Consider the following 13,610-nt stretch of genomic DNA (forward strand, 5'->3'; position numbering starts at 1 on the left):
ACTTGAAATTTGGCCGTTCAGGTCAATTTAGTTATAAGTCTAACAAGCTCTTGTACCAATACCATTCGTATATTTATATCATAAAAAATAATAGGAATTTATATGTCTACTGCTGAAACTGATGCTCAAATCATCAATGCTGATATGCCAGACGTGCCACCGCAAGCACCGAGTAAAATCAACCTAAAGGACTATAAAAAACCAAGCTTTGATGTCGAAACGGTTGATTTAAATATTAAGTTGTTTGAAGAGTTTGCGCAGGTAGACAGTACGCTAAAAATGATACGTCAAACAGCAGGAGATATCGTATTATTTGGTGAAGCGTTAGAGCTGCTTGCTATTAGTATGAATGGCGAGACACTGACTGCTGAGCATTATCAGCAAGATGCTGACAAACTGACAATATCGAATGCACCTGATGAGGTCGTTCTAGATATCCAAGTACGTATCTGCCCGCAGACCAATACTGCACTTGAAGGCCTATATATGGCAGGTAGTGGTGACGATACCATGTTTGTCACCCAATGTGAGCCTGAAGGCTTCCGCAAGATTACCTTTTATCCAGACCGTCCTGATGTGCTAGCGATATTTACCACACGTCTGGAAGCAGATAAGCGCTACCCAACGCTATTGGCCAATGGTAATTTGGTTGAGTCTGGTGAGTTGGCCGATGCGCCAGACCGCCATTATGCAATCTGGCATGATCCGACTAATAAACCAAGCTATCTGTTTGCCTGTGTCGTCGCCGATTTAGATGTATTGACAGACTCTTATACGACAAGCGAAGGTCGAGACGTCAAGCTTGAGGTATATGCCAAGTCTGCTGATATCGATAAATGCGATGTCGGTATGCAAGCGCTAAAAGATGCCATGGAGTGGGATGAGGTCAATTATGGCCGACCATACGATTTAGATCGTTATATGATCGTGGCGGTTAGCCAATTCAATATGGGTGCGATGGAAAACAAAGGCCTGAATATTTTTAATACGGCCTGCGTATTGTCTAGCCCAGAGACAACGACTGACTCACGTAGCTTCAGTGTCAAAGCCATCATCGCTCATGAGTATTTTCATAACTGGACAGGCAATCGCATAACCTGCCGTGACTGGTTCCAGCTGTGTCTAAAAGAAGGCTTTACTGTTTACCGTGACCAATCGTTCTCAGCAGATCAGCAGTCGCGTGCTGTACAGCGTATCGACGATGTCGCAACATTGCGTGCGCATCAGTTTGCAGAAGATGCAGGGCCGCTGGCACATCCTGTACGTCCTGAGAGTTTCGTTGAGATCAATAACTTTTACACGACGACCGTCTATGAGAAAGGCGCTGAAATTGTCCGTATGATTGCGAATACGTTAGGGCCTGATGATTTCCGCAAGGGCACTGATGAGTATTTTCGCCGTTATGATGGGCAGGCAGTGACCGTTGAGGACTTCTTATCTGCGCTGAGTATCACTGATAGCAAGATTGAAAACTTCATAGATTGGTATCGTCAGCCAGGCACACCAGTGGTCTCTGGCCATCAAAGCTATGATAGCGCTGCGCAGACATTAACCATTACGCTTAGTCAGCAAACTCGCCATGTCAATGGTTTTTCTGCACCAAAACCATTGCCTATTCCGGTAGCGACTGCGCTGTTTGATCAAGACTCTGGTGACATCATCGCCGAACGTATGTTATTGCTCGATCAAGCAACACAGTCATTTACCTTTGAAAATGTGACTAGTGAGCCAGTAGTCTCGTTGCTGCGTGATTTCAGTGCGCCAGTACAGCTCAATTATGATTATCAAGATGAAGACTTGGCATTTTTGCTCAAGCATGAAACCAATGGTTTTAACCGCTGGCAAGTGACGCAAATGCTCGTAAATCGTATCTTGCTACAAGGCCAAGGATCGAAGAGCAGTCCTGATGTCTATCTAAGCGCACTGGCTCAGACATTGCCTGACTTGGCAGCTGAAGATGCGATGTTGGCAGCACGTTTGCTAGATATTCCATCAGCCCAAGAGTTGGCGTCTGCTATTCATAAAGATTACGATCCAGCGTTGGTGAAAGCGCAACGTGAAGGCTTGTACCAACTGGTGGCAGATACCTTAAAAGATCAGTGGGCAGTGCTTTATAAACAGCTGCCGATGCAGTCTTATGAAGATAGCTCTGAGGCACGTGGTACTCGTGCGCTACGTAATGTGGTGTTAGACATGGCACTAACGGCCAAAATTGAAGATGCAGCAGCATGGGCACAGCAGCAGTATGACAATGCCAACTGTATGACAGAGCGTTTCGGTGCGCTAAAAGTGATGGTCAATCATCAGGTAGCAAATGCTGATGCTTATTTAGCCGATTTTTATGAGCGCTTTAACAGCAATGATTTGGTTATCGATTTATGGTTTAGTGTGCAAGCGTCCGCTGATACTGTCACGGCTGAGACTATCGAGTCGTTGATTTCTCATACTGATTTTGATTGGAATACGCCTAACCGTGTACGCTCCGTCATCAGTGCCTTTACGTCACAGCCAACAGCGTTGTGGACAGGAGAAGGGTTGAGCCTTTATACAGGCGTGATCAAAAAGCTAGATGATGCCAATCCTGTTTTGGCCTCGCGTTTGTTGCAAGTGCTGGCACGTTGGAATACGTTGGCTGAATCACATCGCCAGATGGCGCACAATCAGTTGCTTGAGTTGCAGCAGCAAGTCTCATCTAAGCATGTGCTTGAGAGTTTGAATAGTGTGTTAGGTGCAGCGAGCAAGTAGGTTAAATGACCTTGTGACTGAATTGAAAGCATAAAAAATCCCGTCCAACATTATTATGTCGGACGGGATTTTTTATGCTTGGCTTATAGTAATCAATTATAAGCCAATGACGATTAGCGGTTAGGTAATACGTCTTTTACCATGTCACGTAAGTTGTGTAGCGCAACGACGGTACTGTCCCAATCTAAACAACCATCAGTGATAGATTTGCCATATTCAAGCTGGCTCAAATCAGCAGTCAGTTTTTGATTGCCGCCTTTTAGGTGACTCTCAATCATCATACCGATGATAGATTTGTTGCCGTTCTGAATTTGCTCAGCGACGTTTTTGATGACCATAGGCTGTAGATATGGGTCTTTACCTGAGTTGGCATGACTTGAGTCAATCATAATTTTGCTACTGGTTTTGCCTGCAGCCAGCGCATCTTCAACTTCAGAGACAGCTGTTTGATCATAGTTAGGTTTGCCATTACCGCCACGCAATACTACGTGCGCGTAAGGGTTGCCTTTAGATTTGATGATAGAGACTTTGCCATCTGATGATAGACCTAAGAAGCTATGACCCGCTTTTACAGCTTGCATAGCATTGACTGCGACTGTCATGCCGCCATCAGTACCATTCTTGAAGCCAACTGGACATGATAGACCAGAGCTCATCTCGCGGTGAGTTTGGCTCTCAGTGGTACGTGCACCAATCGCTGACCAGCTAATCAAATCCTGCATGTACTGCGGGGTATTTGGATCTAATGCTTCAGTCGCACAAGGCAAGCCTTTTTCGTTCAGATCAATCAGCAGTTTACGGGCCGTACGTAGACCTTTTTCGATATCGAAGCTGTCGTTCATATCAGGGTCATTAATCATACCTTTCCAGCCGACAGTGGTACGCGGCTTTTCAAAATAGACACGCATCACAACGAAAACGCTGTCTTCGATTTCTTTTGCCAATATGGCTAAGCGATCGGCATATTCGTGGGCGGCTTTGATATCATGGATAGAGCAAGGGCCGATGACCACAAATAAGCGTTTGTCTTTGCCATCCAAAATGTCTTGGATAGTATTACGGCCTTTCAAAACCGTGTCATACGCTTTCTCTGACAAAGGCAGCTCAGTTTTGAGCTCGTTTGGAGTGATTAGGGGGATGAATTGTTCAATGTTCACGTCATCAATATCTGCATTATGGGTAGCTGGTGTCGTCATGATTATATCGTCTAGCTAATTTATAGGAATAATCATTATGCGGACAAAACGGGCTGTTGACAAGGGTAGTCGGCGAGTTTATTGACTCATAACTGGAATGATAAAAACAAAACTTAGTTATACTTGGTTATTATCAGTCTTATATTGGGCGTAATAGACGTAAGATTTCTGTTTAATATTTTATCTATAGTGAAATAGTGACCGAAATTTTAAGTTATTTTTCATAGGTATATCACGCTACTTTTATCAGCTAACTTAGCTATTTATATCATCGTCACGTATGATGACAACATAAACGATAGGACGCTAAAATAGTGAGTGCTGAGAATACTCATCAATCACCGTATTTTAGTGTAGATTTCCCAAGTATTATTTCATAATAATTATTTTTTATTCTTTATAACATTGTGTTTTTTAATATCGAGAGCTTGTCATGACAGATTTTTCTACACCTGATAAACATACTGAACTCACAGAGCAGACACCTGAGTTAAAATCGACGCCATTAGTGATAGGTATCGTCGCAGGTGAAGTATCAGGTGACAGTTTGGGTGCAGATTTTATGCAACAAATGAACAACTTGCGTGATGATATTGTCTGGGTAGGTGTGGGCGGTAGCATGATGGAGGCGCAGGGGCTACAAAGTATTTTTCCTTTGTCGCGCCTGGCAGTCATGGGGTTGGTGGAAGTGATGGGCCAACTGCCTGACTTGCTTAAAGCCCGCCGTGAGCTGTTGAGCGCATTCAAAGCCGCTAATATTGATTGGTTCATCGGTATTGATGCCCCTGATTTCAACCTTAGAGTCTCTAAAAAGCTAAAGCCAAAAGGCGTGTTTTGTGTGCAGTATGTCAGTCCGTCTATTTGGGCATGGCGTGAGTCACGCATTCATAATATTAAGGCCGCGACCAATCTGGTGCTGTGCTTATTTCCTTTTGAGCTACCTGTTTATGAGCGCCATAATCACCCAGCGATATGTGTCGGTCATCCGCTACTACGCACTATTGATCAGACATTACTAGAGACACCGATTAATCAGCGCCGTAGCGAATTGGTTTGGCACAATGACGGTTTGCAGCAGTTCTTTATTGAGCGATTTGATGACGTCAGCCAGCTTGTTTGTGTCATGCCAGGCTCGAGACGCGGAGAGATAACCGCTATTTTACCGTTGATGCTAGATGGTATTCAAAGGCTAATACTACTAGATCCAAAGCTATGTTTTATCATTCCAACAGTGGATCAGAATCATCAATATATCGTCCAAGATGTGATTGATCAACGCTCAGAGCAGCTGCGAGCCGCGATAGTCGTGGTATATGATGACAGCCAGCCAACGTTTAGTCAGCAAGCCATGGCCGCATCAGACGTCGTTATGCTAGCGTCTGGCACGGCAACGTTAGAGGCAATGCTACTAGAGCGGCCGATGGTCGTGGTTTACCAATTAAACAAGCTAACCTATCAGATAGCCAAACGCTTGGTAAAAGTGCCATATGTGGCGCTGCCTAATATTTTGGCGGGTACGGCCATCGTTCCTGAGCTGATTCAAGAGCAGGCAAGCGGGGATAATATTTGCCGTACGCTCATGCGTTTATTGCAACCGCGGGCCTATGCCGAGCAGTTGAGAGACCTTGTCGCTACCAAGCAGTCATTAGAACAGCAAAGCAACCACGACCCAGCCAATAGCGTGGTTGAGCAATGGTTTATTCAAAAAGACCACAAAGCCTAATGCACAATACCGCAGATTGATGCATGCTACATTTCCACTATTTTAATAAAAAGATACAGCAACGCTATGAGTAAACAGCACAGTACCGACAGCTCAATGATACCAATTAAAGTGAGTATTGAGAGCATTGATATTAAAGGTCAATATATCCAATTGGCAGCCCCCATTCACTTGTCCGGACGACTCAATGTCTCTGAGCTTCTCACTCAATATTCAGTAGATAGACAGCAAGGTTTAACACAGCCAATGCTACAAATTGGCATCGATGAAGCAGGGCGTGGGCCTTTGCTCGGGAGCGTCAATGTTGCCGCTGCGATATTGCCTGCCGCTTGGTCAGGACTGATTGAGGAGCAGCCACTCACAGGTACGCCGCTGTCTATATTGACAGACTCCAAGCAGTTGAGTGAAAAAAAGCGTGACATTCTTTATCCGTTGGTGAAGCAATATGCAATCGGCTATGTCATCGCTGACATACCTGCAGCAGTGATTGATCAGGTCAATATCTTGCAAGCGACCATGCTAGGGATGCGTCTATGTACCGAAACATTGATAGAAGTGATTGCTCAACAATTTGCCATAGCCTGTGAAATGGAATTGGATGCTGTTGAACCGTTACAAGTTGAAGTACTATTTGATGGTAATCGTTGTCCAGAGTTGGACTTTGTTAAGCTTGCTAAATGCGGGGTCGAACAGGCTAATATCGACTGCCAAGCATGGGTGAAGGGCGACGCTCGTCATACTAGTATTGCCGCGGGCAGTATCTTGGCAAAAGTAAGCCGTGATGAAGCCATGTATGCGCTTGATACACAGTACCCAGAATACGGAATTGCCAAACACAAAGGTTATCCAACGCGTGCACATATGGAGGCGATTGACACCTATGGCGTATTATCCGAGCATAGGCGTAGCTTTGCACCTGTTAGAAAGGCGCTAGAAAGCTAATGGAGGCGTATTTAAAAGGGCAGTAGATTTGATCGACATATTTCTTCTATAAAATATGCTGTCATTAAAAGATGAAAAGCCACCTACTTATTTATAGGCAGGTGGCTTTTCATCTTTTAATTTAACCACTATAAAGTTTAAATGGTCAAAAATACTTAGAACGATGAGTTTGGCTGCTGCAAAAACACTTCTTCCTCGTAAGTTGACTCACGATCCAACATATTATTGCGATGAGGATAACGCCCAAATTGTTCAATGATATTTTTATGGCGATGTTCAAAGTCTAAAGTGTAAGCATCATCCAATTGTTCAAATAATGGCAGATAGCGCTCATGGATGACTGCAGATTCAGAGTGCATAAACGGCATGATGATGAACTTGCGCCATTCCATCGGCAGTGTGTCAAAATAGGGTTGCTGACTGGCTTCTTGTGCTAAAGCGACTGCCATACCATCCTGTGCAAAGGCACCGACTTGCCCGCGGCATAAGTTACGTGAAAACTGATCCAACACGATAATTTCTGCCAAGCGTCCAGCCAAAGCCGTGATTGAGCTATTACTGTCTAATGATGACTCTGAAAGTCGCCAAGTCACACATTCACCCTGTTTGGCTGCTTGCCAGATATCGCCAAATTTATTTTTTATTTGTCTATCAAAGTTATCATTTTGTGCAAACCAATATTGCTCATTGTTTGGGTCAAACCAAAAGTCCAATACAGCACGTGCATTAGGATCTAGATGGGCCAAATCAATGTTTTTTGGATCCAATTGGGCCGAGTTGGCTTGACTGGACGAGGTGGAGTAGTCGGTTGAAAGTGCCATAAACTATTCTAATCATGATAAATTTAGTCTACTATAGCGAAAAATATTATTCGCTACTGTTATCAAATGCTATCGGGTGCACCATCATGAATACATCGTCTACCAATCCAACTTTTACCAAATCTACCAGCCAGTCTATCAATGTGCCAACGCCTTACTACTTACTGGATGAAGCAGCCATCGTGGCCAATATGCAAATCATTGCACGGTTGTGTGAGCTGTCCGGTGCAAAGGCATTATTAGCACTGAAATGCTTTGCCACATGGGGCGTGTTCGATATTATGCAGTCTTATCTGCATGGTACGACTTCGTCGTCACTTAATGAAGTCCGTCTGGGCTATGAGACTTTTGGCAATAATGATGATGCGAGTAGTAAAGACAAAAAAGAAACGCATGCTTACAGCGTGGCATATAGTGCAGATGAAATCCCTGAAGTATTAAAATACGCGGATAAAATCATCTTTAACTCTATCTCGCAGCTTAATGCTTTTGGCGAGCAGGCACGTGCGCAAGACATTCCTGTCGGCCTGCGTTTAAATCCAAAAACCAGTAACTCGTCATTTATTATCGCTGATCCTGCCCGTCCTTTTAGCCGTTTGGGTGAGCATGACAAAGATAAAATCACCGCGGTACTTGGTGACATTACCGGCGTTATGATTCATAACAATTGTGAAAATGACAGCTTTGAAGCCTTTAGCGAAAGTCTGGCAGATATTGAAAACAGATTTGGCGATATTCTGGCGCAATTAGAGTGGGTAAGCTTAGGCGGCGGTATCCACTTTATCGCGCCTGATTATCCACTAGAAAAGCTCGCTGAAAGGTTAAAAGGATTTAGCGAACAGTATGGCGTGCAAGTCTATCTTGAGCCAGGAGAAGCGAGCATTCATGGCGCTGGCTCGCTAGTCACGACCGTACTAGACACCATGCACAATGAAAAGCACCTTGCCGTGGTTGACTCGTCTATCGAGGCGCACATGCTTGATCTACTGATTTACCGCGAGTCAGCACCTATTGCCGCTATCAACAATACAGCAATGGATATCGCTCCTATCGGTCATTCAGTGATTGAGACGTCAGAACCTATTCTCGAAAGTGAGGTAGACAGTACGCTCATTTATGGTCGTTCTTGTTTGGCAGGGGATATTTTTGGTGAGTACGACTTGCCAAGTAATTTACAGATAGGCGATCAGATTACCTTTGGTAATGCTGCAGGTTATACCATGGTGAAGAAAAACTGGTTCAATGGTGTCAACATGCCAGCGATTGTGATTCGTCGCCTTGATGGATCGATTGATGTGCAGCGTGAGTTTGATTATCAGGATTATAAGGCAAGTTTGTCTTAATATTCAGAATGGAGTTTTAGCATCATATTTACATTGTTAATAAGATTGCTGTTTATTCATGAATTTTTGCCAAAAAGAGATTAAAAAATTGTTATAATCGCCTCGGGCAAATATCCATTGGTAAAAAATGGCATTTGCCCGACGGGTGCGTGGGTTTTCCTCGGTCTTCCTTTTTAATTCACGCATATCATTCACTCGTTTCTGTTTTGCATAGCCGCTATCAATGGTATCGACAGGGACACAAAGGAGGATTGTTCATTGAACACAAACCAACAAGCTACAACCAACAAAAAAGACGTACTTATCATTGGAGCAGGCGGTGTCGCTCAAGTAGTTGCGCATAAATGTGCCATGCATAATGACGTGCTCGGTAATATTCATATTGCCTCACGTACCAAAGATAAGTGTGATGCCATCGCCCAAAGTGTGCAAGAGAAAGGCAGCTTCAAGCAGCCAGCGACTTTGCATACGCACCAAATCGATGCCATGGATATCCCTGCGCTGATACAGCTGATAAAAGAAACAGGCATCCAAATCGTCATCAACGTTGGCTCACCTTTTTTGAATATGAGTGTGCTAGAAGCTTGTATCGAAACGGAAGTTGCTTATATTGATACGGCTATTCACGAAGATCCTCGTAAGATCTGTGAGACGCCGCCATGGTATAACAACTATGAGTGGAAGCGTAAGCAGCGCTGTGCGGACAATAAAATCACCGCTATCTTAGGTGCAGGATTCGATCCTGGTATGGTCAACGCTTATGCGCGTCTTGGCTATGACATGATGGATGCAGGCTCGGTCACAGACATCGATATTATCGATATCAATGCTGGTAGCCATGGCAAATATTTCGCTACTAACTTTGATCCTGAGATTAATTTCCGTGAATTTACGGGTACGGTTTACTCTTGGCAAGATCGTAAGTGGCAGTCAAACAAAATGTTTGAAGTCAAACGTACGGACGATCTGCCTGTGGTTGGTATGCAAAACAGCTACCTAAGCGGACATGATGAGATTCACTCGTTATCAGCTAACTTAGATGTGCCAAACATTCGCTTTTGGATGGGTTTCGGTGAGCACTATATCAATGTCTTTACTGTGCTTCAAAGCCTAGGTTTGTTGTCTGAGCAGCCTGTTATGACGGCTGAAGGGCAAGAAGTCATCCCGCTAAAAGTGGTGAAAGCCGTACTACCAGATCCAAGTTCTTTAGCAGCAGAATATACTGGCAAGACTTGTATCGGTGACAAGGTTAAAGGCAAGATAGATGGCGTGGATAGCGAAGTATTTATCTACAATGTCTCTGACCACAAAGAAGCCTTTGAAGCCATGGGCAGCCAAGGTATTTCTTATACTGCGGGTGTACCGCCTGTCGCGGCCGCTATGCTTGTTGCTACTGGTGAATGGGACGCAGGCAAGATGGTCAACGTCGAAGAGCTTGATGCCAAGCCAATTATCAACCTGTTGAACAAGATTGGTTTGCCAACTCGTATCAAAGACGAGAACGGCGATAGAGCGCTTGAATTTGATATCTAGCTTGAATTTGATATCTAGTTAGTCGTAATCTGTATCCGAAAGCCCCTCTGACTCACTATTGAGCCAGAGGGGCTTTTTTTTGTTTTTACAAAATTTTAGGTTCACGGGTTTGCAAGAATGTTAAGCCATTATTAGGCATTCAGTTTATAAATATTTAAATGATAATGATTTTCAATATCATTAATAATTAAAATAAGGTAGTATTTCAGCTTTGTATAGTTGAACTCAAATAATTTCGATACAAGGAAGCCGAGTGCAAGCTATACATTAGTATGGTTAGCGAGGGTGACGATGTAGCGGATTTATATGGATTTGACTATATCATTGGCTAGACATCTTGTAATTGTAGAGGTGAGATGTTTGTCAGTGAATAGAATAAGGAGCAATGAATGACATACACACGTTTTTTCTCTAATAAATGGGCGATAGCAGGATTTACTTGTTTGTTATATTCGACGTCATTTTCGGCATTTGGTTCGGAGACACCAGTGTTAAAAGTGGGAAATCCTGTGAAAGGGGAGCTAAGTTATTCCAACAGCGAGAATAATAATATCAAGCCACACACTCAGCCGCAGTCACAGTCTAAGTCGTTAGATATCAACGTACCTTGTGACAAGGGTGACTATCTGGCCGGATATGTTGAGAGTGGTGATAATACGATGACGATGGATATCATCGATGCCACAGGAAAATTATCGCGCCGTTTGATTGACCATAAAAGCGGCAAGCAAAAATTCTATTCAGTGGCCGAAAATTGCGCAGAGACATGGCAACTGTCTGGCATAGGTGCATATCAGATAGTGCTCGAACAACGTGTCAGTTTGGCGGAGCAGGATTTAGAAGGCTCTTTAGAAAATCATTTAGAAAGTAATTTAGAAAGTTCTGGTACGTTACTCAGCCCAAAAGTATCGGCATTACGTGAATCACTGCAAAAAGGACAAAGTAGTGATGGTTTTTGGGCAGATGTAGAAGTATCAGGTACGCCGCTTATAGAAGGTACAGCTTCAGGCACTTTGATGACGTTTTTGGCACGCGGACATTACAACAACGTAAAACTATTGGGCGGACCTTCCAACAACCACGAGTCACTACAACAGCTGGCTGATTCTGATACCTGGTACAAAAGCTTTATTGTGCCAAATGATACACACTTATCTTATCAAATAGCGCCCAATGTGCCTCAGCCACCATTATCTGGGCGTGCCCGTAGAATTGCCATAAAAGCTGTGGCTCAGGTTGATCCCTATAATCACCATCCGTGGCCTGATTCAGCAATTGATAAGTACACGACAAAATCAACTGTCACGCTGGAAGATGCACCAAAAAATCCTTGGCTAGATGTGCAAAAAGAAACCCCTAAAGGTGAGCTTTCTACTTTTAAATTCACCAGTAGCACATTAGATAATACCCGAGACATTACTATCTATTCTCCTGCTATTGATGAAGGTCAGAACAATAGAGAAGATGCGGTGTTGTTGTACGTCTTTGATGCCGAGTCATATATCGATACGGTTGGATTACCAACGATATTAGATAATTTAATGGCAGCAGGAGAGATTCCACCTGTGACGGCGGTGTTTATCAGTAATCCTGATGGTGATGCTCGTGCGCGTGAATTACCTGCCAATCCTGTATTTGCAGATGTATTGGCCAATGAGCTGGTGCCGCAAGTAAATAAACGACTGCCAATAGCGATATTAAAGGATAGAACTATCATTGCAGGGTCGAGCTATGGTGGATTGGCTGCCACGACTATCGCACTACGTCATCCTAATATATTTGGCAATGTTATCTCTATGTCTGGTTCTTTTTGGTGGAAGCCAGAAGATCAGACGGCAGATGATAAGCACTTTGTAGCGTCTGAAGTGATAAAAATGGATAAAGCACCCATTCGTTTCTTTTTGAGTGCAGGCGTGTTTGAAACGGCTCGTGGTAATAGTAGTAGCAACGGTATATTGGGAACCAATCGTTATCTGCGTGATGTGTTACTGGCAAAAGGGTATGACACTCGTTATGAAGAATATGGTGCAGGGCATGATTACTTTTCTTGGCGAGGAATAATAGGGGATGGTTTGATATCGCTTTTTCCGTCTAAAAAAGAGAAGTAGCTAAGGCCTATTCTCAAATAATCAAATCCTCATGCATAATTAGAGTCATAGATACGCAAAATTCCAATATAGTCATCTTCAAGCTATAAATGATGATAGAGGGCTTGATTTTGAAATTTAATTAGTTAATTTAGTATTCAAAAAACTGACTCTTATATAAATCATTTTTATGTTTAGCTTTACTTGGAGTGTTTGGAGAACTATTAGAGCAGGTCCTAATATAATCTATTATCTGTCTGCCTGTCTGCCTGTCTGCCTGTCTGCCTGTCTGCCTGTCTGCCTGCCTGACTGAATGAGAAGTTGGCATAGTCTAGGTTATTTCTATTGCCGCTCAAGTCTTTTTCGTTCTAATATCTGTATAATAGAAATATAAGCAGTCTAATGAGTTGGAATTTTATTTATCAATAAAGATGTAACTCTACAGGGCAGCTACAAATAAACCTACATTAGTCAAAATATGTTCAAAATAATCTCTTCTTAAGAGACTTAAATAGGTAGTTATATGAATAATAGCGGTATAGGAAAATTGATTGTAATAGAAGGTGGAGATGGCCTAGGTAAAAGTACGCAATATAGTCTCATAGAAGATATGCTTACTAAAAAAGGCTATGAAGTATCAACTTACGATTTTCCTCATAAGGCAGGGAATCCACTATCAGATCTGATAGGTGATTTCTTAAACGGTAAGCATGGGCAGGTTGAACCTGAATTCTTGAGCTTAGCTTTTGCTGCTGATAGATATATCTCAAAAGATACTCTTAATGGAAGTCTCAAGAGTGGAGCTATTGTCCTCTGTGATCGTTACATCCTATCAAACATAGCTTTCCAAACTTCTAAGTTAACAGATATCGATAGAAGTGAAAAGCTTGTAGATCTTATTCAGTGGTTAGAATATGAGGTATATAAGCTCCCTAAACCTGATGTAGAGATTATTATTACTGCTCCTGATTCTCATTACATAGATGGCGTACACTTAGAAAGAAGTGGCTCGAAAGATAGAAGTTACTCTTTAGATAGTTCGGATATTCATGAAAAAGATGAAAATCTACAGGTGAAGGTGAATAGCTTCTTTAGTAGTGTTGAAAATAAAAAAAATAGAATGTTTATTGAGGCATATGATGAATATAATAATCGTAAGTCTATACAGAATATTTATAACGAAATAACACCATTTATCAAAAAAATACTAGAGGAATAGT

At 42.8% G+C, this 13,610-nt stretch carries 9 protein-coding genes; 7 read left to right on the top strand and 2 right to left on the bottom strand.

Annotated elements, in window-relative coordinates; translation table 11 throughout:
- The first annotated feature begins 102 nt into the window (after positions 1 to 102).
- The gene (gene pepN, locus JMW61_RS10260) at positions 103 to 2,745 is read left to right on the top strand and encodes an aminopeptidase N (RefSeq protein WP_201551011.1); all 2,643 of its coding nucleotides are present in this window, start codon (positions 103 to 105) and stop codon (positions 2,743 to 2,745) included.
- 113 nt (positions 2,746 to 2,858) lie between these two features.
- On the opposite strand, the gene JMW61_RS10265 is transcribed toward pepN, so the two are convergent.
- On the bottom strand, positions 2,859 to 3,941 hold the full coding sequence (locus JMW61_RS10265; RefSeq protein WP_110923758.1) for a 3-deoxy-7-phosphoheptulonate synthase: 1,083 nt from the start codon (positions 3,939 to 3,941) through the stop codon (positions 2,859 to 2,861).
- A gap of 433 nt (positions 3,942 to 4,374) precedes the next feature.
- On the opposite strand from JMW61_RS10265, the gene lpxB reads away from it, so the two are divergent.
- Positions 4,375 to 5,664 carry a lipid-A-disaccharide synthase gene (gene lpxB / locus JMW61_RS10270; RefSeq protein ID WP_227687442.1) on the top strand — a complete coding sequence of 430 codons (1,290 nt, stop codon included), beginning with the start codon at positions 4,375 to 4,377 and terminating at the stop codon, positions 5,662 to 5,664.
- A 66-nt stretch (positions 5,665 to 5,730) separates the two neighbouring features.
- On the top strand, positions 5,731 to 6,606 hold the full coding sequence (locus tag JMW61_RS10275; protein ID WP_201551013.1) for a ribonuclease HII: 876 nt from the start codon (positions 5,731 to 5,733) through the stop codon (positions 6,604 to 6,606).
- A gap of 155 nt (positions 6,607 to 6,761) precedes the next feature.
- Here JMW61_RS10275 and JMW61_RS10280 read toward each other — a convergent pair whose 3' ends face one another.
- Complete coding sequence (locus tag JMW61_RS10280) at positions 6,762 to 7,427, bottom strand: DUF924 family protein (RefSeq protein WP_201551015.1); 666 nt, start codon at positions 7,425 to 7,427, stop codon at positions 6,762 to 6,764.
- 86 nt (positions 7,428 to 7,513) lie between these two features.
- Here JMW61_RS10280 and JMW61_RS10285 point away from each other — a divergent pair, with 86 nt between their 5' ends.
- From JMW61_RS10285 to JMW61_RS10300, 4 genes are all read left to right on the top strand, one after another.
- On the top strand, positions 7,514 to 8,770 hold the full coding sequence (locus tag JMW61_RS10285; RefSeq protein ID WP_201551017.1) for a carboxynorspermidine decarboxylase: 1,257 nt from the start codon (positions 7,514 to 7,516) through the stop codon (positions 8,768 to 8,770).
- Between the two features lie 258 nt (positions 8,771 to 9,028).
- Positions 9,029 to 10,303 (top strand): saccharopine dehydrogenase family protein, encoded by a 1,275-nt coding sequence (locus JMW61_RS10290; protein WP_201551019.1) that lies wholly within the window; start codon positions 9,029 to 9,031, stop codon positions 10,301 to 10,303.
- Between the two features lie 389 nt (positions 10,304 to 10,692).
- Entirely contained in the window at positions 10,693 to 12,411 is a 1,719-nt protein-coding gene (locus JMW61_RS10295; RefSeq protein ID WP_201551021.1) for an alpha/beta hydrolase, read from the top strand.
- Positions 12,412 to 12,913: 502 nt separating this feature from the next.
- Positions 12,914 to 13,609, top strand: coding sequence for a dTMP kinase (locus tag JMW61_RS10300; RefSeq protein ID WP_201551023.1), 696 nt, complete (start codon positions 12,914 to 12,916; stop codon positions 13,607 to 13,609).
- The last annotated feature ends 1 nt before the right edge of the window (position 13,610 follow it).

The sequence above is a fragment of the Psychrobacter fjordensis genome (genome assembly GCF_904845995.1).
In the GTDB taxonomy this organism is placed as follows: domain Bacteria; phylum Pseudomonadota; class Gammaproteobacteria; order Pseudomonadales; family Moraxellaceae; genus Psychrobacter; species Psychrobacter fjordensis.

What these genes read in the sequence shown, in the direction of transcription:
- lpxB (WP_227687442.1), top strand. Translation starts at nt 4,375, where the DNA reads ATGACAGATTTTTCTACACCTGATAAACATACTGAACTCACAGAGCAG.
- JMW61_RS10275 (WP_201551013.1), top strand. Translation starts at nt 5,731, where the DNA reads ATGAGTAAACAGCACAGTACCGACAGCTCAATGATACCAATTAAAGTG.
- JMW61_RS10280 (WP_201551015.1), bottom strand. Translation starts at nt 7,427, where the DNA reads ATGGCACTTTCAACCGACTACTCCACCTCGTCCAGTCAAGCCAACTCG.
- JMW61_RS10300 (WP_201551023.1), top strand. Translation starts at nt 12,914, where the DNA reads ATGAATAATAGCGGTATAGGAAAATTGATTGTAATAGAAGGTGGAGAT.
- JMW61_RS10285 (WP_201551017.1), top strand. Translation starts at nt 7,514, where the DNA reads ATGAATACATCGTCTACCAATCCAACTTTTACCAAATCTACCAGCCAG.
- JMW61_RS10295 (WP_201551021.1), top strand. Translation starts at nt 10,693, where the DNA reads ATGACATACACACGTTTTTTCTCTAATAAATGGGCGATAGCAGGATTT.
- JMW61_RS10265 (WP_110923758.1), bottom strand. Translation starts at nt 3,941, where the DNA reads ATGACGACACCAGCTACCCATAATGCAGATATTGATGACGTGAACATT.
- pepN (WP_201551011.1), top strand. Translation starts at nt 103, where the DNA reads ATGTCTACTGCTGAAACTGATGCTCAAATCATCAATGCTGATATGCCA.